The organism is Thauera terpenica 58Eu, assembly GCF_000443165.1.
Classification (GTDB): Bacteria; Pseudomonadota; Gammaproteobacteria; order Burkholderiales; family Rhodocyclaceae; genus Thauera; species Thauera terpenica.
In genome coordinates this window covers 39457-62083 of record NZ_ATJV01000059.1, presented here as the reverse complement: position 1 = coordinate 62083, position 22627 = coordinate 39457, and the positions used below count along the sequence as shown (strand labels likewise).

At 64.2% G+C, this 22627-nt stretch carries 21 protein-coding genes; 19 read left to right on the top strand and 2 right to left on the bottom strand.

Features of this window, described 5'->3' with window-relative positions; translation table 11 throughout:
• The first annotated feature begins 136 nt into the window (after nt 1–136).
• Nucleotides 137–2107 (top strand): AsmA family protein, encoded by a 1971-nt coding sequence (locus M622_RS31335; protein ID WP_040830866.1) that lies wholly within the window; start codon nt 137–139, stop codon nt 2105–2107.
• Nucleotides 2108–2156: 49 nt separating this feature from the next.
• Here the strand turns inward: M622_RS31335 and M622_RS31330 are convergent, their stop codons facing one another.
• Entirely contained in the window at nt 2157–2762 is a 606-nt protein-coding gene (locus M622_RS31330; RefSeq protein WP_021249613.1) for a response regulator transcription factor, read from the bottom strand.
• A complete protein-coding gene (locus tag M622_RS31325) occupies nt 2759–4675 on the bottom strand; it encodes a PAS domain S-box protein (protein WP_031346953.1) in 1917 nt (638 codons plus the stop codon). The genes M622_RS31330 and M622_RS31325 overlap by 4 nt, the downstream gene beginning before the upstream one ends.
• A 255-nt stretch (nt 4676–4930) precedes the next feature.
• Between M622_RS31325 and M622_RS31320 the strand changes: the two genes are divergently transcribed.
• From M622_RS31320 to M622_RS31235, 18 genes are all read left to right on the top strand, one after another.
• Nucleotides 4931–5935, top strand: a complete 1005-nt coding sequence (locus M622_RS31320) for a TRAP transporter substrate-binding protein (RefSeq protein WP_021249611.1) — start codon at nt 4931–4933, stop codon at nt 5933–5935.
• A 75-nt stretch (nt 5936–6010) separates the two neighbouring features.
• Nucleotides 6011–6724, top strand: coding sequence for a TRAP transporter small permease (locus M622_RS31315; RefSeq protein ID WP_021249610.1), 714 nt, complete (start codon nt 6011–6013; stop codon nt 6722–6724).
• Nucleotides 6725–6738: 14 nt separating this feature from the next.
• A complete protein-coding gene (locus M622_RS31310; protein WP_021249609.1) occupies nt 6739–8025 on the top strand; it encodes a TRAP transporter large permease in 1287 nt (428 codons plus the stop codon).
• A 200-nt stretch (nt 8026–8225) separates the two neighbouring features.
• On the top strand, nt 8226–8651 hold the full coding sequence (gene ndk / locus M622_RS31305; protein WP_021249608.1) for a nucleoside-diphosphate kinase: 426 nt from the start codon (nt 8226–8228) through the stop codon (nt 8649–8651).
• 128 nt (nt 8652–8779) lie between these two features.
• Nucleotides 8780–9952, top strand: a complete 1173-nt coding sequence (gene rlmN / locus M622_RS31300) for a dual-specificity RNA methyltransferase RlmN (RefSeq protein ID WP_021249607.1) — start codon at nt 8780–8782, stop codon at nt 9950–9952.
• Entirely contained in the window at nt 9949–10755 is an 807-nt protein-coding gene (gene pilW / locus M622_RS31295; protein ID WP_021249606.1) for a type IV pilus biogenesis/stability protein PilW, read from the top strand. The genes rlmN and pilW overlap by 4 nt, the downstream gene beginning before the upstream one ends.
• A 32-nt stretch (nt 10756–10787) precedes the next feature.
• A complete protein-coding gene (locus tag M622_RS31290; RefSeq protein ID WP_031346949.1) occupies nt 10788–11753 on the top strand; it encodes a helix-turn-helix domain-containing protein in 966 nt (321 codons plus the stop codon).
• Nucleotides 11754–11767: 14 nt separating this feature from the next.
• Nucleotides 11768–13036: a flavodoxin-dependent (E)-4-hydroxy-3-methylbut-2-enyl-diphosphate synthase gene (ispG, locus tag M622_RS31285; RefSeq protein ID WP_031346947.1), complete on the top strand. Its 1269-nt coding sequence runs from the start codon at nt 11768–11770 to the stop codon at nt 13034–13036.
• A 72-nt stretch (nt 13037–13108) separates the two neighbouring features.
• Complete coding sequence (gene hisS, locus M622_RS31280; protein ID WP_031346946.1) at nt 13109–14404, top strand: histidine--tRNA ligase; 1296 nt, start codon at nt 13109–13111, stop codon at nt 14402–14404.
• Nucleotides 14404–15048: a tetratricopeptide repeat protein gene (locus M622_RS31275; RefSeq protein WP_021249602.1), complete on the top strand. Its 645-nt coding sequence runs from the start codon at nt 14404–14406 to the stop codon at nt 15046–15048. The genes hisS and M622_RS31275 overlap by 1 nt, the downstream gene beginning before the upstream one ends.
• 3 nt (nt 15049–15051) lie before the next feature.
• Nucleotides 15052–16194 (top strand): outer membrane protein assembly factor BamB, encoded by a 1143-nt coding sequence (gene bamB, locus M622_RS31270; protein ID WP_021249601.1) that lies wholly within the window; start codon nt 15052–15054, stop codon nt 16192–16194.
• 15 nt (nt 16195–16209) lie between these two features.
• A complete protein-coding gene (der, locus tag M622_RS31265) occupies nt 16210–17538 on the top strand; it encodes a ribosome biogenesis GTPase Der (RefSeq protein ID WP_021249600.1) in 1329 nt (442 codons plus the stop codon).
• Nucleotides 17539–17653: 115 nt separating this feature from the next.
• A complete protein-coding gene (gene hfq / locus M622_RS31260) occupies nt 17654–17890 on the top strand; it encodes an RNA chaperone Hfq (RefSeq protein WP_004342183.1) in 237 nt (78 codons plus the stop codon).
• 51 nt (nt 17891–17941) lie between these two features.
• Nucleotides 17942–19111 (top strand): ribosome rescue GTPase HflX, encoded by a 1170-nt coding sequence (gene hflX / locus M622_RS31255; RefSeq protein WP_021249599.1) that lies wholly within the window; start codon nt 17942–17944, stop codon nt 19109–19111.
• Nucleotides 19101–20387, top strand: a complete 1287-nt coding sequence (gene hflK / locus M622_RS31250) for an FtsH protease activity modulator HflK (protein ID WP_021249598.1) — start codon at nt 19101–19103, stop codon at nt 20385–20387. Before hflX ends, hflK begins: the two co-directional genes overlap by 11 nt.
• Nucleotides 20387–21268: a protease modulator HflC gene (hflC, locus tag M622_RS31245; RefSeq protein ID WP_021249597.1), complete on the top strand. Its 882-nt coding sequence runs from the start codon at nt 20387–20389 to the stop codon at nt 21266–21268. Before hflK ends, hflC begins: the two co-directional genes overlap by 1 nt.
• A 7-nt stretch (nt 21269–21275) precedes the next feature.
• The gene (locus M622_RS31240; RefSeq protein WP_021249596.1) at nt 21276–21461 is read left to right on the top strand and encodes a DUF2065 domain-containing protein; all 186 of its coding nucleotides are present in this window, start codon (nt 21276–21278) and stop codon (nt 21459–21461) included.
• Nucleotides 21462–21468: 7 nt separating this feature from the next.
• Nucleotides 21469–22626: an ATP phosphoribosyltransferase regulatory subunit gene (locus tag M622_RS31235; protein WP_021249595.1), complete on the top strand. Its 1158-nt coding sequence runs from the start codon at nt 21469–21471 to the stop codon at nt 22624–22626.
• Nucleotide 22627 lies beyond the last annotated feature (1 nt).

Below are 22627 nucleotides of genomic sequence, written 5' to 3'. Positions count from 1 at the left end.
TCGCCAGCACATCGCTGCATTCGGTCTCGAAATCTCGGCGCCAGCGGACGCATTCGATTCGGACGAATTCATCCGCCTACAATGGGGTCTCGACCCCTGTGAGAGTACGAGAACTTCACCTCGAGGCTGCATCGACATGACAAGGAACTGGACCGGCCGCATCGCAATTGCTCTCGGCATACTGGTTCTGCTGCTCCTGGCCGCGGCGGCTGTGCTGATCGCCACTTTCGATGCCAATCGTTACAAGACCGTGGCGATCGACTGGATGAAGACCGAGCATCAGCGCACGCTGGCCATCGACGGTCCGATCGAGCTGGCGTTCTTCCCGCGGCTGGCGGTGAAGGTTTCCGCCCTGCGACTCTCCGAAGCCGGTCGCGACGACGAGTTTGCCGCGGTCGAGGAGGCGGCTCTCGCCGTGCGCGTGATGCCCTTGCTGAGCAACAAGCTGGTGATCGACCGTATCAGCGCGCGCGGCGTGCACGCGACATACGCGCGTGACGCCGAGGGCGTGCGCAACATCGACGACCTCGTGACCGGCAAGGCCAAGGCCGGCGAGGATGTGGGTGAGGACGCGGGCGCGAGCGCTGGTGCCATGCGCTTCGACGTCAGTGCGGTGCAGTTCGATGATCTGCGCCTGCGGGTGCGTGACGAACTGGCCGATGTCGACGGCGAAGTCGTCTTGCTGTCGTTTTCCTCCGGTCGCCTCGCAAACAAGGTGGAGTCGCCCCTGTCCCTGCGTGCGACGGTGCGGCTGACGCGGCCGCAAGCAGTGGAGCTGGCGCTCGACGGCAGCATGACGCTGGGGCTTGACCTCGATGAGCGCGCCATCGCAATGAGCGCGCTCAAGCTCGGCGTCGAAAGCACGGGCGCCGGTGTCGACGCCGTGTCGCTGGTGCTCGAAGGTGCGCTGGCCTGGGACGGCAGCACGGTAAGGGCCAGCTCGCTGGCCGCGCACGGCAGCGCCGACGCCGACACCGGGATGGTGCAATGGAAGCTGAACGGCGCGCTCGATACCAATCACTTTCACACCAGCGGCCAGGCCACCCTGGGCGGGACCGTGCCTCACATCAAGGCCAGTGCGCGCTTCGACAGTCTCGACCTCAACCAGCTGCTGGCGGCCGTCAGGCCGGCTGCGGCGGACACCATGATGACCACTTCCGCGGCGACCGAGCCTGCCGATACGCCGCTGCAGCTCAATGGCCTGCAGGCGGTCAACGCTGAGTTGGCGCTGGAGGCTGGCGCGCTGGTGTTTCGACAGTACAAGGTGGCCGATGCCAGGCTCATCGCCACGCTCGACAAGGGGGTGCTGCGCGTCTCTACACTCTCTGGCCGCGCGTGGGGCGGCAGTTTTGCTGGCAGCGGCAGCGCCGACGCCAGCACCGGGGGCATCGCCGCCAAACTCGACGCCAGGGGTGTGGATGTGAATCCGCTGCTCAAGGACGTCGCCGGCAAGGACCTGCTCGAAGGCAGGGGCAATGTCAGCGCCGAGCTCGCATCGAGCGGGAGCACCATCTCTGCGCTGCGCTCCAGGCTGGGCGGCAGGGCCGTGCTGCAACTGCGCGACGGCGCGATCAAGGGCATCAACCTGGCACGCGCGCTGCGCCAGGCCAAGGCCGCGCTGTCGCGCCAGCAGGATGCGATCGCACGGGCACAGGCAAGCGAAAGGACCGATTTCTCCGAGTTGAGCATCAGCGCGCGCATCGCCGACGGGGTCGCATACAGCGATGACCTCGACATCAAGAGCCCCTTCCTGCGCATCGGTGGTGAAGGCCGCTTCGACATCGGACGTGGTCGCATCGACTACGAGGCGCGCGCCACCGTGATCGCCTCGTCCGCCGGCCAGGGCGGTGCCGAGCTCGAGGCCTTGCGCGGGGTGAGCATACCGGTGGCCTTGTCGGGGCCGTTCGACGCCATCGACTGGAAGATTCAGTGGTCCAGCGTTGCCGCCGCGGCGGTGAGGCAGAAGCTCAAGGACGAGCTCAGCGAGAGGCTAAGCGAGAAACTCGGCACCCGGCTGGGTCTGCCGGCGGCGGCGGGCGATCAGGCGCCGGCCCCCGTCACACCGCAGGACTTGCTCAGGGACAGGCTCAGGGGGCTGTTGCGCTGAGCACCGCGGCCCGGCCGCTGAGCGCAGGGCAGGCGGCGAGTCCGTGTCCTCAGCCGCGCAGGACGGTCAGCATCTGCGCCAGCTCCACCGCGGAGCGCACGGCCATCTTGTCGAAGATGCGCGAACGGTGGGCTTCCACGGTGCGCATCGAGATCGACAGCTGGTCGGCAATGACCTTGTTGTATTTGCCCTCCAGGATCAAGTCCATGACCTCGCGCTCACGCTGGGTGAGCGTGGCCAGGTGGGCTTCGATGTTGTCGCGGTTGGCTGCGGCGCGCTGACGTTCGGCATCCAGGGCGAGCGCCTTTTCAACCAGATCTTCAAGGTCGTGATCGGTGAAGGGCTTCTCGATGAAGTGGAACGCGCCTTTTTTCAGCGCCGCCACGGCCATCGGTACGTCGCCATGACCGGTGATGAAGATCACCGGCAACTCGCAACCGCGCGCAAGCAGGGCGTCGAAGCACTCCAGCCCGCTCATCCCGTGCATGCGGATGTCGAGCACGATGCAGCCGCGCCAGCTCGGCTGCCAGGCCTCGAGAAAGGCTTCGCCGCTGTCCCAGGTGCGGCAGGCGACGGCGCGGGTCTTGAGCAGCCACTGCAGCGCGTCGCGAATGGCTTCGTCGTCGTCGATGATGTGAGCGCAGGCTTGGTTCATGCGGGATCCACCGGGAGGGAAAGGGTGAACAGGGTGCCGCCCTCGGGGTCGGCGGCGAAAGTCAGGCGGCCATGATGCAGTTCGGCGATCGAGCGGCAGATGTTGAGTCCCATGCCCATGCCTTCGGGTTTGGTGGTGAAGAAGGGCTCGAACAGGCGGATGGCTGTTTCGGGGGGGATTCCGCTCCCGCGATCGGAGATGCGTACCTGCACATTACGCCCTTCGAGAAGGGTGCGGATGCGCACCTGGCGGCGCGCAACCGGGGTGTCGCGCATCGCATCCATGCCGTTGCGGACCAGGTTGACGATGATCTGCTCGATCATCACCGCATCTGCCTGCACCGTCGGTAACGCAGGTGCGAGCTCGCTGATGATGCGCATCTGGCGCTTGCGGGCGTCGGCATCGATGAGGCCGACCGCGTCGCGGATGACGGCGTTGAGGTCCAGGGGCGCGCGCTGCGGCTCGGCGCGGCGGACGAAGTCGTGCACGCGGCGGATGATCTCGCCCGCACGATGGGCCTGGCGTGCGATGCGGTGCTGGATGTCGAGGATCTCGGCGCGGTCGAAGCCATCGCCTCCGAGGCGGTTGATGCAGCCGTTGCTGTAGCTGGCGATGGCCGCGAGCGGTTGGTTGAGTTCGTGCGCCAGCGTCGAGGCCATCTCGCCCATTGTCACCAGGCGCGAGGTGGCCTGCAGGCGTTCATCCTGCTGGCGGGCGAGCTCGCGTGCGTGCTTCTGTTCGGTGATGTCCAGCACCGAACCCATCCAGCCCGTCTGGCGCCCGCGCGCATCGATCAGCGGTGCTTCGAACACCAGCACGTCAAGCTCCTCGCCGTTCTTGCGCTGCAAGCGCACTTCAGTGCCTTCGCTGGATGTGCCGCCTGCCATGATCTCCTTGTGCAGCTCGAAGGTGCGCTCGATGCGCTCCGGGTCCCAGTAAGGCATGGGCGGCTTGAGGCCGATGAGCTCTTCGGCGCTATAGCCGGTCATGCTGCAGAACGCCGAATTCACATAAGTGAGGCGGCCGTCGAGATCACGCGCGCGCATGCCGGTGAGCAGTGAGTCTTCCATCGCCTTGCGGAACGCCGACTCTTCGAGCAGCGCGGCTTCCGCGCGCTGGCGGCGCGCGAGCTGGCGCCGCAACTGCATCACGCTCCACACGATGATGCCGGCCAGCAGCACGATCGATGCGATGAGCAGCACCGGAATCCAGCGCGTCTCGGAGCGGTAGGCGGTGATGTCGAGGGTCAGGCCGTGACCCGGGGGGTCGAAGGGCATGCGGTAGCTGAGTTGCGGCGCGATCGGAGCGACCTTCGACTTGGCGGTGATCTCGCGGCCGTCGTTGTCGAGCACGGCAACACGGTAGCGCTCGGAGAACCACCATGGCAGCTCACGGATGACCAGATCCGAGAGGGAGTAGACGCCGACCACGACGCCCAGCAAGGCCTCGTCGGACCATACCGGGATGTAGATCGGGAAGTGCGGGTGGCCCAGCACCGGATAAGTGTTGCCGTAGGCCGGACGGCCCACGCTGCGTGCGAGCGCAAAGGCGGTGTCGGCGGCCAGCCGCGCGCTGTCGTCGGTCTGGCCGTCGCCCGGCGGTGGCATCGTGCCCACCAGACTGCCGTCGGTGCTCATCCACAGGATGCGGACCAGCCCGCGTTCCTGGCTGAGCAGGTGGCGTAGCTGGGCCTCGGTCTGGGCGCTGGGCTTGCCGCCATAGAGGGCGGGGCCGAGCTGCTGCAGCTGTACCTCGTTGCGGTCGAGATGAAAGCGCAGGTTCTGCTCCATCCACAACACGTCGCTGATCAGGGTGGTCTTCTGCTCGTCGCTGTCGTATGCGCGCGTCAGCCATACCAGGGCGGCGATTGCGCCAAGAAACAATGCGAGGCTGAGCAAGGGCAGACGGCCGATCCACCGACTGCGTAGCGAAGGTGGCGTGCCACGGCCGGGGTCGGAGGCTGGGCCTGCTGCAGGGGCTGTGATGGGCGTTGCGGGTTCCACGTATGCGGTATTCCACAATGGCGACGTCGGGACGTCAGAAAGGATACTGATGACCTGCACGAATGGTTTTATGCGTGTGGTGTGCCGGTCGCGGCCAAGGCTGTGCGGCGACGGAATCAATCCATGCGTCCCCAGGGACGCGACTCATTCGCGGGAGAAGGATTCATGAAGATGCGTGCACTTCTGGTTGGTCTGGTGGCTGTTGGCCTGTCGGCAACGGCGATCGCAGCAGAGCCGATCGTGATCAAGTTCAGCCACGTCGTGGCCCAGGACACGCCCAAGGGCAAGGCTGCCGAAAAATTCAGGGAACTGGCCGAGCAATACACCAAGGGTGCGGTCAAGGTCGAAGTTTACCCGAACAGCACCCTGTACAAGGACAAGGAAGAGATGGAGGCGCTGCAGCTTGGCGCGGTGCAGCTGCTGGCACCTTCGCTGGCCAAGTTCGGCCCGCTGGGCGTGCGTGAGTTCGAAGTCTTCGATCTGCCCTACATTTTTGACGGCTACGAGGCGCTCAACAAGATCACCCAGGGTGCGGTCGGTGCGCAGCTGCTGTCCAAGCTGGAAGCCAAGGGCATTCGCGGTCTGGCCTACTGGGATAACGGCTTCAAGTCCTTCTCCGCCAATAGCCCGATCAAGCAGCCCGAAGACCTGCGTGGCAAGAAGATGCGCATCCAGTCGTCCAAGGTGCTCGAAGAGCAGATGCGCGAGCTCAAGTCGCTGCCCCAGGTGATGGCGTTCTCCGAGGTCTACCAGGCGCTGCAGACGGGCGTGGTGGACGGCACCGAGAACCCGCACTCCAACCTCTATACGCAGAAGATGCATGAGGTGCAGAAGCACATGACGCTCACTGATCATGGCTATCTGGGCTACGCCGTGATCACCAACAAGAAGTTCTGGGATGGCCTGCCGGCCGAGGTGCGCACCGAGCTCGACAAGGCGATGAAGGAATCCACCGTCTACGCCAACCAGATCGCCAAGGAAGAGAACGACAAGGCGCTGGAAGCGGTGCGGGCTTCGGGCAAGACCGAGATCCACACGCCGACCGCAGAGGAAAAGGCCGCGTTTAAGAAGGCCTTGCTCCCGGTGCACAAGAAGATGGAGTCGCGTATCGGCGCCGAGCTGATCCAGTCCATCTACAAGGAAACCGGCTTCGATCCGGCCGCGCTGTAATCCGTCAGTCTCCATGCCCAAAACGCCCGTCTGGCTCAAGTGAACCGACGGGCGTTTTTTCGGGGGAATACATACATGAACAAGCTTCTCGACCGCATCGAGGAGGTCATCATCGCCGGCCTGATGGCGGTGGCGACGGTGGTGATCTTCATCTCGGTGGTGCATCGATATGCGTCCGGCTACGAGATTCCCGTGCTGCAGGACTGGCTGCTCGACATGAACGTGGGCTGGGCGCAGGAGTTCTGCATCATCCTCTTTGTGTGGATGGCCAAGTTTGGCGCTGCCTATGGCGTGCGCACCGGCATCCACGTTGGTGTCGACATCCTGATCAACAAGCTCACCGATCGGCCGCGCGCGCTGCTGATCCAGCTGGGCCTGGTGTGCGGCGTGGTGTTTACCGGCCTCATCGGCATTTTCGGTGCGCTGTTCGTATGGGAGAACGGCATGGCCTACGACACCCTGATGCTGTTCGGCCTGGATGCCGGTGAGTACTTCGAAGGCCCGACCACGCCGGATCTGGAGTGGTCGACCTGGGTGGTCTATCTGGCGGTGCCGCTCGGCTCTTTCCTGATGTGCTACCGCTTCCTGCAGGTGATGGTGACGTTCGCCCGCACCGGCGAGCTCCCCGTGCACAACCATGGTCATGTCGAAGGGCTCGATGACGAGGCCGAGCCGCTGCTGGTGGGTGAGGCGATCGAGCTTGGGGAGGACATCGAACACAGCCACGCCGGCCAGAGCGACGCGGAGTGGGCGAAGACCCATCCCAAGCGCCCGGACGCGAAGAACTGACAGGGGCGACGACAATGACCAACACAATTGCAATTTTCGGCCTGCTCGTCGTCCTCATGGCGATCGGCATGCCGGTGGGCGTGGCGCTCGGCCTCACGGTGCTGAGCTTCATGTTCATCTTCACTGACGTGCCGCTCGAATCCGTGGCGCTCAAGATGTTCACCGGCATAGAGAAGTTCGAGATCATGGCGATCCCCTTCTTCATCCTCGCCGGCAACTTCCTCACCCACGGCGGCGTGGCGCGGCGCATGATCAATTTCGCCACCGCCATGGTCGGTCACCTGCGTGGTGGCCTGGGCATGTCGGCGGTGCTGGCCTGCGCACTGTTTGCCGCAGTGTCGGGCTCGAGTCCGGCGACGGTGGTGGCGATCGGCTCGATCCTGATTCCAGCGATGGTCAAGCAGGGCTATCCGCTGCGCTTTGGCGCCGGCGTGGTGGCATCGGCGGGTGGCCTGGGCATCCTGATCCCGCCCTCCATCGTCATGGTGATGTACTCGGTGACGACCAACACCTCGGTCGGGGCGCTGTTCATGGCGGGAGTGTTCCCTGGCCTGCTGCTGGCTTTCATGCTGGGGCTATGCACCTGGTATGTGGCACGCAAGAACAACTATCCGACGCTGGAGCGTGTCAGTTGGGGCGAGCGCTTCAAGTCCTTTCGCACCGCGTTCTGGGGTTTGATGCTGATCGTGGTGGTGATGGGCGGCATCTACTCGGGCATGTTCACCCCGACCGAGGCGGCGGCGATGAGTGCGGTGTACGCCTTCTTCATCGCGGTGTTCGTGTATAAGGACCTCAGCTTCAAGCAGATCCCCAAGGTCTTGCTCGACTCGGCGAACATGAGCGCGATGCTGCTGTTCATCATTGCCAGTGCCGTGCTGTTCTCCTTCATCCTCACCAGTGAGCAGATCCCGCAGCGCATGGCTGACGCCATCGTCGGCAGCGGCATGGGCACGATCGGCTTTCTCATCGTGGTGAACCTGCTGCTGCTGGTGGCCGGTGCGCTGATGGAGCCGTCGTCCATCATCCTCATCCTGGCGCCCATCCTGTTCCCGGTGGCGGTGGCGCTCGGCATCGATCCGATCCACTTCGGTGTGATGATCGTGGTGAACATGGAGATCGGCATGATCACGCCGCCGGTCGGGCTGAACCTGTTTGTCGCCAGCGGCATCACCAATGCCGGCCTGACCGAGATGAGCAAGGCGGTCATGCCCTGGCTGTATACAATGCTGGTGTTCCTGATGCTGATCACCTACATCCCGAGCATCTCCACCTTCCTGCCCAGGGCGCTGGGCATGATGTGAGCGCTCACGGCCCGGCAGCGCGCCGGGCTGGGTGCTGAGGTCGATCCGATCCCCGCAAGGCGATGTCGCCGGGCGGGGATCGTTTTTTTTCCGGCCCGGCTTGCCTGCGCTTACAGTCCGATGGTGGGCGGGCGCGTCGGCGGCAGCCGAAACCTGTTAAAATTTCACGCTTTTTTCCAAACACAGTCCCGGAGTTTTTCATGGCAATTGAACGCACCCTGTCCATCATCAAGCCCGACGCCGTCGCCAAGAACGTCATCGGCCAGATCTATTCGCGCTTTGAAGCTGCTGGCCTGAAGGTCATCGCCGCCCGCATGGTGCATCTGTCCGAGCAACAAGCGGGCCAGTTCTATGCCGTGCACAAGGAGCGTCCTTTCTTCAAGGATCTGGTGTCCTTCATGACTTCCGGTCCGGTGATGATCCAGGCCCTCGAGGGCGAGAACGCCATCGCCAGGAATCGCGAGCTGATGGGCGCCACCGATCCGAAAAAGGCCGACAAGGGCACCATCCGTGCCGACTTCGCCGACAGCATCGACGCCAACGCGGTGCACGGCTCGGACGCTGCGGAAACCGCTGCGGTGGAAATTGCGTTCTTCTTCGCGGGAATGAACGTTCATTCACGCTGAGTGGTCTGTCCCTACGGTCCGCCAGGCGCGTAGCGCAGTGCTCCAGCACTGCGCTACGCGGGCGCTGGCCGCTTGCATCAGGAAAAATTGTTTGAAAGCTCGCGCTTTTCAGGATTGAAGTTTCAGGAATGAGCACTCCCCCCGCAGCTCCGGTCAATTTGCTCGATTTCGACGTCGACGGTCTCGTCGCCTGGTTTGCCGGGCTGGGCGAGAAGCCGTTTCGCGCCCGCCAGGTGATGCGGTGGATGCATCGCGAAGGCTGCGACGACTTCGATGCGATGACCGACGTTGCCAAGTCCCTGCGCGCGAAGCTCAAGGAGCGCGCGCTGATTCGACCGCCGCTGGCCGTGCGCGACTCGGTTTCGAGCGATGGGACGCGCAAATGGCTGCTCGATGTAGGCAATGCAAACGCGGTCGAGACCGTGTTCATCCCTGAAACCCGGCGCGGTACCCTGTGTGTGTCCTCGCAGGCGGGCTGCGCGCTCGACTGCGCATTTTGCTCGACCGGCAAGCAGGGCTTCAATCGCAACCTGTCCGCAGGCGAGATCATTGGCCAGTTGTGGCTTGCGAACAAGCTCCTCGGTGCTGCGCGCACCGATGCGCTCAAGCACGGCGATGGTGAGGAAGTGTCGGCGGAGACCGACGCCGAGGAGTCGGACAACGGGCGCATCATCAGCAACGTGGTGATGATGGGCATGGGCGAGCCGCTGGCCAATTTCGACAACGTCGTCACCGCCTTGCACCTGATGCTGGATGACCATGCCTACGGGCTGTCGCGGCGGCGGGTGACGGTGTCGACCTCCGGCATCGTGCCGGCGATGGATCGCCTGCGCGACGAATGCCCGGTCGCGCTCGCGGTGTCGCTGCATGCCTCCAACGATGCCTTGCGCGATCGGCTGGTGCCGATCAACCAGAAGTACCCCTTGCGCGAGCTGATGCGAGCTTGCCAGCGCTATCTCGAACGTGCGCCGCGCGATTTCGTCACCTTCGAATACGTCATGCTCGATGGCGTGAACGACAGCGAGGCGCAAGCGCGCGAGCTTGTCGCCCTGGTACGCGACACGCCGTGCAAGTTCAACCTCATTCCGTTCAACCCCTTCCCGAACTCCGGTTTCATGCGCTCACCGGCGGAACGCATCCGCCGCTTTGCCAGTATCCTGATCGATGCCGGCATCGTGACCACCACGCGCAAGACGCGCGGTGACGATGTCGATGCGGCCTGTGGCCAGCTTGCGGGCCAGGTTCAGGACAAGACCCGGCGTACGGTGCGTCTGCAGCAGATCAGGGAGGAAGGTTCATGAAACATCACGCCGCACGGATCAGCTTGTTGCTTGCGGCCCTGTTCGTCAGCGCCTGCGCCACGCTGCCGGGGGCTGGCGACGCCGGCAGCGCCGCGATCAGTCGTCCGCTGTCGGACGTGTCGCCGTCCACGCCCGCCGAATCCCGTGCCCGGGTGCACGTCGATCTGGGCATGGCTTATTTCGAGATCGGGCGCTACGACGTGGCGCTCGACGAAGCCCGCATCGCGCTCAACGACAGCCCGGATTACGCCCCCGCTTATCACCTGCTGGGGCTGGCCTACATGCTTATCGAGCAGCATGCGCCCGCACGGCAGAGCTTCGAGCAGGCCTTGCGCCATGCGCCGGGTGATCCCGAATTCAACAACAGCTATGGCTGGTTTCTCTGCACCCAGGGTGAAGAACTGCGTGGCCTGGAGCGTCTGGCGCAGTCGGCGCGCAACCCCTATTACCGCCACGCCACCCGGCCCTATACCAATGCGGGGCTGTGCCATTTGCGCCTCAAGGATGATGCTGCGGCCGAGGGCCAGTTCCTTGCGGCCGTGCAGGCGGATCCGTCGAATCGTCAGGCGCTTTATCAGCTTGCCGACATTGCCTATCGCGGCGGGCGTTACGAACAGACACGTAGCCATCTGATCCGCTTGCATCAGCAAAGCGAGCCCAGCGCTGCCTCGGTCTGGCTCGGTCTGCGCACCGAGCGTCGCCTTGGCAACCACGATGCCGAGGCCAGCTACGCTGCACAGCTCGGCAGTCGCTTCGGCAGCGCGGAAGAATACAAGATGATGATGCAAGGGAAGTACGAGTGAGCCGTGATCAGTCCCCCGAGCTTGCAGTGTCGATGCCTGACCCTGCCTTGCCCTCTCCTGGAGCCCAGTTGCGCCAGGCCCGCGAGCTGCGTGGTGAGTCGGTGGGGGAGGTGGCGTTTGCGCTCAAGCTGAGCCCCCGCCAGGTTGTGGCGCTGGAGTCGGACGATTTCGTCGCCTTGCCCGGCATGCCCTTCGTGCGCGGCTTCTTGCGTAACTACGCGCGTTATCTCGCACTCGATCCCGCGCCTTTGCTCGACGCTGTGCAGCGCCTCGCCGGCGAGAGCGCAGTCGATCTGTCGCCCATCAAGAATGCGGAAGGGGAACTGCCCTCGGGCAGAGGGCAGCGTCTGGGGTCAGCGCCGGTGGGCTGGATCGTGGTGCTGCTTTCACTTCTGGTTCTGGCGGGTTGGTACTTCGACTGGTTCCGTACCCAGCCGCAGCGCATCGAAAGCGCGCTTGATACGCCGCTCATGGACGGTGTGCCGGCGGAGCCGATCGATGGCGTGCCGATACAAAGCGCGGAGCGCGTCTCCGGCGACGAGATGGCGCAGGCTCGCGTGATCGAGGATGCAGCCACGGTCGCCGCCAGCGCGGCTGGCGCCACGAGCTCGGCTGCCACCGAGCCCCTGCCACAGGACACGCTGCCTGCTGCACGCGAAGCCTCCGCGCCCGCGCTTGAGCCCGTGGTTCAGGCGGCGCCGACGGTCAATGATTTGCCAGTGGCAGCTGCCGCCGAGGAAGTGCGCTCGCCGGTTGGTGCCGAGCGCCAGCTCGCCTTTCGCTTTGGCGCTGAGTCCTGGATTGAGGTTCGCGATGCCAGCGGTGCGATCATCTACTCCGGTGTCAACCGCGCGGGCTCGACACGCATGGTTCAGGGCCGGCCACCGTTTGCGCTGGTGATTGGCAACGCGGCAAACGTAAGCCTCGAATTCGAGGGCAAGCCGGTGGAGCTGGCTGCCCACACCAAGGTCTCGGTGGCGCGCCTCACCGTCCAGTAATGATATTGATGAAGATGACCCAGAACAGCTCGCCCTCTTGCCTTGACCCCATCGATGCCCGTCCGCGCGCACGGCGCCTGACGCGTGCCGTCACCGTCGGCCGCGTTCATGTCGGTGGCGGTGTCCCGGTCGTGGTGCAGTCGATGACCAACACCGACACCGCCGACGTGCTTGGCACGGCGATGCAGGTTGCCGAGCTCGCGCGCGCCGGCTCCGAGCTGGTGCGAATCACGGTAAACAATGAGGCTGCCGCGCGTGCGGTGCCGCATATCCGTGATCGTCTGCTGGCGCTGAACATGGACGTGCCCCTGGTGGGCGATTTCCACTACAACGGTCACAAGCTGCTGACCGATTTCCCCGCCTGCGCCGAGGCGCTAGCCAAGTTTCGCATCAACCCCGGCAATGTAGGCTCGGGCGCCAAGCGCGATCCGCAGTTCGCGGCCATCGTCGAACTCGCCTGCCGCTACGACAAGCCGGTCCGCATCGGGGTGAACTGGGGTAGCCTCGATCCGTCGGTGCTGGCGCGCATCATGGACGAGAATGCAGGCCGAGCCGAGCCGCGTGACGCCGGCGCGGTGATGCGCGAGGCGCTGGTGGTGTCGGCGCTGGAGTCCGCAGCCAAGGCCGAGGAGTACGGCCTGGCAGGAAACCGCATCATCCTGTCGGCCAAGGTGTCGAGCGTGCAGGACTTGATCGCGGTGTATCGCGATCTGGCCAACCGCAGCGACTATGCCCTGCATCTGGGGCTGACCGAAGCAGGGATGGGTAGCAAGGGCATTGTCGCGTCCACGGCCGCGCTCGCCGTGTTGCTGCAGGAAGGCATAGGCGACACCATCCGCATCTCGCTCACCCCTGAGCCCGGTGGCAGTCGCACCCAGGAGGTGGTGGTCGCGCAGGAGATCCTGCAGACCATGGGTTTGCGCGCGTTCACCCCCATGGTCACCGCCTGCCCGGGTTGCGGTCGCACCACCAGCACCTTCTTCCAGGAGCTGGCCTCGGGCATTCAGGATTACGTGCGCAAACAGATGCCGGTGTGGCGCGATCAGTACGACGGCGTCGAGAACATGACGCTGGCGGTGATGGGCTGCGTGGTGAACGGACCCGGCGAGTCCAAGCATGCCAACATCGGCATTTCGCTGCCCGGCACCGGTGAGACCCCCGCTGCGCCGGTCTATGTGGATGGCGAGAAGTTCGTCACCCTGCGCGGTGACAACATCGGCGCAGAGTTCAAGGCCATCGTGGATGACTACGTGGCGACCAAGTACGTGAAGAAGAGCGGCTGAAGGCCGGGTCTGATCACGCCAGCAATGCACAACTACAGCGTACCGACGCGATAACGACAAGACCACGCACTCATGAGTCAAAGCTTGCAGGCCGTGCGCGGGATGAACGACATCCTGCCCGACGAGGCCGAAACCTGGGAATACTTCGAAGACATCGTGCGCGACTGGCTGCAAAGCTACGGCTATCGCCCGATCCGCATGCCCATCGTCGAGCCGACGCCCTTGTTCAAACGCGCGATCGGCGAAGTGACCGATATCGTCGAGAAGGAGATGTACTCCTTCGTGGACGCGCTCAACGGTGAGCAGCTGACGCTGCGCCCCGAAGGCACGGCGTCCTGCGTGCGTGCCGCGATCCAGCATAACCTGGTCGCATCGGGCGGTCCGCAACGCCTGTACTACTATGGCCCGATGTTCCGCCACGAGCGGCCGCAGAAAGGGCGTTATCGTCAGTTTCACCAGATCGGGGTGGAGGCGCTGGGCTTTGCCGGCGCGGACACCGACGCCGAGTTGATCATGATGTGCGCCCGGCTGTGGGAAGATCTCGGGGTGGACGATGTCGCCCTCGAGATCAACTCGCTCGGCGTGCCGGAAGAGCGGGCACAGCACCGCGCCGCGCTCATCGCCTATCTTGAGCAGCATCAGGACAAGCTCGACGAGGACGCCAGGCGTCGCCTGCACACCAACCCACTGCGTATCCTCGACACCAAGAATCCCGAGCTGCAGGCGGTGGTCGAGGCTGCGCCCCGGCTTGTCGATTACCTCGGAGAGGCTTCGCGCGCTCACTTCCAGACCCTGCAGGTCTTCCTCAAGGACGCTGGAATTCCCCACCGTATCAACCACCGTCTGGTGCGCGGGCTGGATTATTACAACCACACCGTGTTCGAGTGGGTGACGACGCGCCTCGGGGCGCAGGGCACAATCTGCGCTGGCGGCCGTTACGATGGTCTGGTCGAGCAACTCGGCGGCAAGCCCCAGCCTGCGGCTGGCTTTGCGATCGGCATCGAGCGCCTGCTGCTGTTGTGGCAGGCCGGCGGGGGTGTGGCCGAACGGCCGGTGGCGGACGCCTACGTCGTGCATATGGGCGAGGCCGCGGGGCGGCTGGCTTTCCGCGCGGCCGAGGCCTTGCGCGAACACGGCTTTGCCGCAATCCTGCATTGCGGCGGCGGCAGCTTCAAGTCGCAGATGAAGAAGGCTGACGGCAGCGGCGCGTCGGTGGCGGTCGTGATCGGGGAAGACGAGGCGAAGGCGGGCGAGGTGGGGCTCAAGCCGCTGCGCGGTCCGGGCGCTCAGCAGCGCGTGGCGCTCGCGGCGCTGACCGAGGCAATGGCCGGGCTGCTTTACGGCGATGATGACGAAGGGGTTGAGTGATGGCGGTGTATGACCTTGAAGAGCAGGAACAGATCTCCGAGCTCAAGGCCTGGTGGGCGCAGTACGGCAACTTGGTGACGACGATCGCCGTGATTGCGGCCTTGGCTTCGGTCGGCTGGCAAGGCTGGCAGTGGTATCAGAACCGGAATGCGGCCGAAGCCGGTGCGCTTTATTTCGCGGTGCAGCAGGCCGCCGAGCAGCAGCAGGCGCAAAAGACGCGCGACGCCGCCGGTCGCCTGATCGGTGAGCATCCTGGAAGCGCCTACGCCCAACTCGGCGCCTTGCTGTCGGCCGGCGCCCAGTTCCGCGCCGGTGACCTCGACAACGCCCAATCCCAGCTCGAATGGGCGGCGGACAAGGGTAAGGATCCGGCTCTGCGCGACCTCGCGCGCCTGCGTCTGGCAACCGTGTTGCTGCAAAAGGGCGAGTTCGACTCCGCGCTGATGCGCCTCCAGGCCGAACCGACGACAATGTACAGGGCGCGTTTTGCCGACCTGCGTGGGGATGCCTATGCGGCTCAAGGCAAGATGGCTGAGGCGCGCACCGCTTATCAGGCCGCCGTTGATGTGCTGTCCAGCGCTGGCGAACAGGCCACGACCCTGCGTGAAGTGGTGCGCGTGAAACTCGAATCTCTCGAAGGCTGACCGATGAAGCTTGCTTCCCTGCGTGTTGTACCGCTCCTGGCCGCGCTGCTGCTGGCCACGGGTTGCGCGTCCCTGAACCCCTTTGCCAGCAGCAAGCCCAAGCCTGCCGAGCTGGTGGACTTTCAGCCCAGCGTTGAGCTGGTTGCGCTGTGGCGAGCCGATATTGGTGAGGCCGGCTCCTACCTGTTCGAGCCTGCGGTGGTGGGCGACAGCATCTATGCCGCCGGCGAGGATGGCGATGTCGCACGCTTCGAGGGCGGCCGTGAAGTCTGGCGCGTGGATGCCGATACCGGGCTCTCGGCCGGCGTCGGCGCGGACCGCAGCCTTGCCGTGGTGGTCACTGCGAGCGGCATCGCGATCGCTTACGATGCCGACAGCGGCAGTGAGCGCTGGCGGTCGACGATCGGCGCCGAGGTGCTTGCCCAGCCCGCGGTCGCGGGTGATCTCGTGGTCTTGCGCGCCTCGGACAATCGTCTGATCGCACTCAATGCGGGCGATGGCAGCCGGCGCTGGGTCTACCAGCGCGCCAACCCGCCGCTGGCCTTGCGCAATTTCTCGGGCGTCGTGCTTGAGGCTAATCTCGTGCTGGCCGGATTTCCGGGCGGCAAGCTGGTCGTGATCAATGCCGCCAATGGCGGTGCGATCACCGAACTGTCAGTGGCGGCGCCGCGTGGATCGACCGAGCTCGAGCGCGTCGCCGATGTGGCTGGCACCCCGGTCGTCGGTCGGCGCGAAGTGTGCGCGGTGACCTATCAGGGGCGTGCCGCGTGTTTCGATACCAGCAACGGCAACGCGCTGTGGTCGCGTGAGTTTTCCAGCAGCGTCGGCATGGATCGCGATGCGCGCTTCGCGGTGCTCACCGACGACCGTGATGCGGTGCACGCGCTCGACATCTATAGCGGCGCCAGCGTGTGGAAGCAGGATGCGATGGCCAGACGCGCGCTGTCGCGGCCGCTGATCGTTGGCGATCATGTCGTGGTCGGCGATCTCCAAGGCTATGTGCACGTGCTGAACCGCGAGTCCGGGGCTTTTGCTGCGCGTCAGCGTGCGGGCGACGGTCCCTTGTCGGCGCCGCCGCGTGCCTACGGGCGCGGTTTCGTCGTGCAGGGACGCGACGGCGAGATCACCGCCTATGAACTACGTTAAGGCAGAAACCCTTTAGTGAAACCTACCATCGTCCTCGTCGGCCGGCCCAATGTCGGCAAGTCGACCCTGTTCAACCGCCTCACGCGCTCGCGCGACGCTCTGGTCGCCGATCAGCCCGGCCTGACGCGCGATCGGCACTACGGCATCGGCCGTGTGGGTGATCGTGACTATCTGGTCGTCGATACCGCCGGTTTCGACCCGGTCGCCAAGGAAGGCATCATGCACGAGATGGCGCGGCAGGCCGAGCAGGCCATTGCCGAGGCCGACGTGCTGCTGTTTCTGGTCGATGGCCGCGCCGGTCGCACACCTCATGACGAGCACATCGCCACCCGCCTGCGGCGTGCAGGGCGGCCGGTGCACCTGGTGGTCAACAAGGCCGAAGGCCTGGACCGTGCGATCGTTGCGGCGGATTTTCACGCCCTTGGCCTGGGCGACCCCTTGCCGGTGTCCGCCGCCCATGGTGATGGCATCAAGCAGCTGATCGAGATCGTGCTCGATACCCTGCCGCCCGATGGCGACAAGGAGCCGACTGAAGACGAAGGCCCCAAGGTCGCGATCGTGGGCCGGCCCAATGTCGGTAAATCGACGCTGGTCAATACCTTGCTCGGTGAAGAGCGCGTGATTGCCTTTGATTTGCCGGGGACGACGCGTGATGCGATCTCGATTCCCTTCGAGCGCGGCGGCAAGCGTTACACCCTGATCGACACTGCGGGTCTGCGTCGCCGCGGCAAGGTGTTCGAGGCGGTGGAAAAGTTCTCCGTGATCAAGACCCTGCAGGCGATCCAGGAGGCGAACGTGATCGTCCTGGTGCTCGACGCCGCGCAGGACATCTCCGATCAGGACGCACATATCGCCGGCTTTGCGCTCGAGGCCGGACGTGCGCTGGTGGTGGGTATCAACAAGTGGGACGCGGTGGACGACTACCAGCGCGAGCGCCTGAAGCTGGAGATCGCGCGCAAGCTCGCCTTCCTGGGCTTTGCGCGCTTTCATCAGATCTCGGCGCTCAAGTCGCAGGGCATCGCGGGTCTGCTGAAGTCGGTCGATGCCGCCTACGCTGCCGCGACCGCCAATCTGCCGACGCCGCAGTTGACGCGCACCTTGCAGCAGGCGGTTGCACGCCAGACTCCGCCTCGGCATGGCATGGCACGGCCAAAGATGCGTTACGCCCACCAGGGCGGCATGAACCCGCCGGTGATCGTGATTCACGGCAATGCGCTCGAGTCGATTCCCGCGTCCTATGTGCGCTATCTCGAGCGTTGCTTCATGGAAGCATTCAAGCTCCAGGGCACGCCCTTGCGCATCCAGTTCCGTACCGCACACAACCCTTACGCCGCGCGGGATTGATGGCGCGCAGTTCAAGAACCCGTTTCCACACCAGGGTTTGGATGCATACTGCGATGTGGCAGTGCAGCATCAAATCCGTTACATTCTTATAAACAGAAAATAAAGAGGTTCACACATGAGTAACAAAGGGCAACTTCTACAAGACCCGTTTCTGAACACGCTGCGCCGCGAACACATTCCGGTGTCGATCTACCTGGTCAATGGCATCAAGCTCCAGGGGCAGGTCGAATCCTTTGATCAATACGTCGTGTTGCTGAAGAACACGGTCACGCAGATGGTCTACAAGCACGCCATCTCCACCGTGGTCCCCGCACGTCCGGTGGTGATTCAACAGCAGGAAGAAGGCAACTGAGTTCCGTGCTGATCGTTCGTGGCCGACTGAGTTCGGCCATCGGGGGTGTCCATGTTTGAGCGCCCCGCATCCGGAGAGCGTGCCGTTCTGGTCCAGCTTGACCTTGGGCAGGACCTCATCGACGAGCGCCTGTCCGAGTTCAAGCTGCTGGTGCTGAGCGCCGGTGCGAGTGTCGAGGCCGTGGTGCAAGGCAAGCGCTCCGCGCCCGATGCCAAGCTTTTTGCCGGCAGCGGAAAGGTCCAGGAAATCGGCGAAGCCTTGCGTGCCCACGAGGCCGATATCGTGATCTTCAACCATGCCCTGGCGCCCGGTCAGCAACGCAACCTCGAGCGCGTGCTGGAGTGCATGGTGATCGACCGCACGGCGCTGATCCTCGACATCTTCGCTCAACGTGCGCGCAGCCATGAGGGCAAGCTGCAGGTTGAACTCGCCCAGCTCGAACACCTGTCCACCCGGCTGGTGAGGGGCTGGACTCACCTTGAGCGTCAGAAGGGCGGCATCGGCTTGCGCGGTCCGGGTGAAAAGCAGCTCGAGACCGACCGCCGTCTGCTGGGTAATCGGGTGAAGATGCTCAAGCAGCGTCTCGTGCAGATGGAGAAGCAGCGCAAGGTTCGTCGTCGCGCCCGGGAACGTCGTGATGTTCTGTCGGTCTCTCTGGTCGGCTACACCAATGCGGGCAAGTCGACCTTGTTCAATGCGCTGACGAAGGCCGGGGCCTATGCGGCCGATCAGCTCTTCGCCACGCTGGACACGACTTCACGCCGGCTTTATGTCGGTGGCGCGAACGTGGTGTTGTCAGATACGGTGGGCTTCATCCGCGACCTGCCGCATGCGCTGGTTGCTGCCTTTCGGGCGACACTGGAAGAGACGGTGCAGGCTGATGTGGTGCTGCATGTGGTCGATTCGGCCAGTGCGGATCGCGACGCGCAGATTGAAGCGGTCGATAAGGTTCTGGCCGAGATTGGCGCAGCGCAGGTGCGGCAGATTCTGGTGTGGAACAAGATCGACCTCACGCCGGCCGAGCCCGCGGTCGAGCGCGATGACTGTGGTAGCATTCGGCGCGTTTTTTTGAGCGCCAGAACGGGCGAAGGTCTTGATCTGCTTCGCGAGGTCCTCGCCGAGTTGGCACAAGAGGCCTTCCACGAAGATGCCGACCGGGATTCCGGTACGGCGGTAGAGCTTCCTTTCAATCCTGATTATGGGCATTCGAATGTCACTTAACGACCCCCGTTGGGGCGGCCAAAGCGGCCAGAGCGGCGATGGCGACCGCGACCGCGACCGCAGTGACGGTCAGCGCGAAGGCAATCGCGGCAATAACCAGGGACCTCCCGATCTGGAGGAAGTCTGGCGCGAGTTCAATCAACGCCTCTCGGGCATGTTCGGCGGCAAACGCCAGAGTCGCGGGCCAGGCGGCAGCGGAGGCGGGGGCGGCCCACAGCTGCCAAACTTCTCGTTCAAGCAGTTCGGTGGCGGGCTCGGTGTGCTGTTCGCGCTCGTTGCGGTAGTGTGGGCGGCGAGCGGTTTCTACACTGTCGACGCCAACCAGCGCGGTGTGGTGCTGCGTCTGGGAGAGTTCGTCGGGACCACCGAACCTGGTCTGCGCTGGCGCTTGCCCTACCCCTTCGAATCGCATGAGCTCGTGGATCTGACCGGGGTGCGTACGGTCGAGGTCGGTTACCGCGGCTCGGAACGCAACAAGATGCTGCGCGAGTCCTTGATGCTGACCGATGACGAAAACATCATCAACATCCAGTTTGCCGTCCAGTACGTGCTCAACAGCCCGGAAAACTACATCTTCAACAACCGTTTCCCGGACGAGTCGGTTGCCCAGGTCGCCGAAACCGCGATGCGCGAGATCGTGGGCAAGAGCCGCATGGACTTCGTGCTCTACGAGGGGCGCGAAGAGATTGCCGCGACTGCGCATGAGTTGATGCAGCGTGTTCTCGATCGCTACGATACCGGCATCCAGATCAGCCGCGTCACGATGCAGAACGCACAGCCACCCGAACAGGTGCAGGCCGCGTTTGATGACGCCGTGAAAGCTGGCCAGGATAGGGAGCGGCAGAAGAACGAGGGTGAGGCCTATGCCAACGATGTCATCCCGCGGGCGCGTGGTACGGCCTCGCGCCTGATCGAGGAGGCGAACGCCTACCGCGAACGGGTGATGGCCAATGCCGAAGGTGAGGCCAGTCGCTTTGATCAGGTGTATGCCGAATTCAGTCGTGCGCCCGAGGTGACCCGCGAGCGGATGTACATCGAGACCATGCAGGAAGTGATGTCCAATACCTCCAAGGTCATGATCGATGCGAAGGACAGCGGCAACCTCATGCTGCTGCCGCTCGACAAGCTGATGCAGCAGGCCGGGGCGTCATCGAAGGCTGCTGCTGATTCACCGGAGTCGCAGTCGGCTGCTGCCTTGGGTTCGAATGCGCCTACGCTGGATTCCGATCCGCGTAATCGCGATCTGATGCGTAGCCGTGAGCGGGGAGAGCGTTGATGCGTGACAAGTTTTCTCTATTTGGCGGAGCCTTGGTCTTCGCCGTGGTCGTCGCCTCGGCGTCGCTGTTTACCGTCGATCAGCGCCAGTATGCAATCGTGTTCCAGCTCGGTGAGATCAAGGAGGTCATTGCCGAACCTGGTCTGAACTTCAAGCTGCCCTTGATTCAGAACGTGCGCTATTTCGACAAGCGCATCCTGACCATGGATACCGCAGAGCCCGAGCGCTTCATCACGTCCGAGAAGAAGAACGTGCTGGTGGACCACTTCGTCAAGTGGCGTATCGTCGATCCGCGGCTGTATTACGTCTCGGTCGCAGGTGACGAGGCGCGTGCGCGCACCCGACTCGCGCAGACAGTGAATTCTGGCCTGCGTGAAGAGTTCGGTCGTCGCACCGTGCACGATGTCGTGTCCGGCGAGCGCGATCTCATCATGGATCAGATGCGCGAGCGCGCTGACCGCGATGCCAGAACCATAGGCGTGCAGATTGTGGACGTGCGCCTCAAGCGCGTGGATCTGCCCAACGAGGTCTCCGAGTCGGTCTATCGCCGCATGGAGGCGGAGCGCAAGCGCGTTGCCAACGAGCTGCGCTCGCAAGGCGCAGCGGAGGCCGAGAAGATTCGTGCCGATGCCGATCGCCAGCGCGAGGTGATCGTGGCCGAGGCCTACCGCACGTCGCAGCAGATCAAGGGTGAAGGCGATGCGAAAGCGACCTCCACCTATGCTGACGCCTTCGGCAAGAGCCCGGAGTTCTATTCCTTCTACCGCAGCCTGGAGGCTTACCGCGCGAGCTTTGCCGGCAAGTCCAACGTGCTGGTGGTGGATCCGAGTTCCGACTTCTTTCGTTTCATGAAGGACGCCGGAGGCGCACCAAGGAACTGAGCTTCCCATGGGGCCCACGTTATTGACTGCCCTCGCGCTGATGTTGATCATCGAGGGCATCTTTCCTTTCGTCTCGCCAGCAGCCTGGCGACAGACTTTTTTGCGTCTCGCCAGCATGGCTGATGGTCAGATCCGCTTTATCGGACTGAGCTCGATGCTGGCGGGCGTGATCCTTCTTTTTGTCTTGAGCTGAACCCCTCATGCGCTGGGTATTGCCCGATCACATCCAGGACGCCTTGCCGTCCGAAGCCCGTCAGCTCGAGACCTTGCGTCGTCGGCTGCTTGATGCATTCCGGGTGCGCGGCTATCAGCTGGTGATGCCGCCCCTGCTCGAGTACCTCGATTCGCTCACCACCGGAGCGGGACAGGATCTGACGCTGCGCACCTTCAAACTGATCGACCAGTTGTCCGGTCGCAGCATGGGCGTGCGTGCCGACATGACGCCGCAGGTCACCCGCATCGACGCCCATCTGCTCAATCGCCAGGGCGTATCGCGCCTGTGCTATTGCGGCAGTGTGCTGCACACCCTGCCGTCCACCCTGACGGCGACCCGTGAGCCGCTGCAATTGGGCGCCGAGCTCTATGGCCATGCGGGCATCGAAGCGGATGTGGAGATCTTGCGCCTGCTGGCCGAGGTCCTGCGCCTGGCCGAGGTGCCCGCTTCGCGCATCTACATCGGTCACGTCGGACTGTTCCGGGTTCTGGCGGCCCGCGTAGGACTTGTGCCCGAGCAGGAGCAGGAGCTCTTCGCGCTGCTGCAGGCGAAGGACGTGGCTGCGCTGCGGACCGTGCTGGCTGATGTCGCCGAACCTGTGCGCTCGGCCTTGCTGGCTTTGCCCGGCCTGTATGGGGGAGCGGAGGTGCTGGACCGTGCCGCGGCCTGCTTCCCGCAGGACGCCGAGATCGACGCCTTGCTCGGCGAGTTGCGTAAGCTGGCGGGCTCGCTTGCAGATCTGCCAATCAACTTCGATCTGTCGGACCTGCGTGGTTACAACTATCACAGCGGCATCGTTTTTGCCGCCTATGGCGCCGAGTCGCCAGCAGCGCTGGCGCTCGGCGGCCGCTATGATCGGGTGGGCGAAGCCTTCGGCCGTGCGCGACCGGCGACGGGCTTCAGCCTTGATCTGCGCGAACTGGTGTGGCGCCTGCCGTCACCTGCGCCAAGTGCGGGCAGCGTGCTGGCGCCGTACTCGGACAGCACGGATCTGGCAACTGAGGTGGCGGCCCTGCGCGCGCGTGGCGAGATCGTCGTGAGCGCGCTGCCCGGACATGAAAACACGTGGAACGAGGCCGGCTGCGACCGGCAACTGGTAAGGCGGGGCGATCGCTGGGCGATCGTGCCCTTACAGGGAGAGTAGG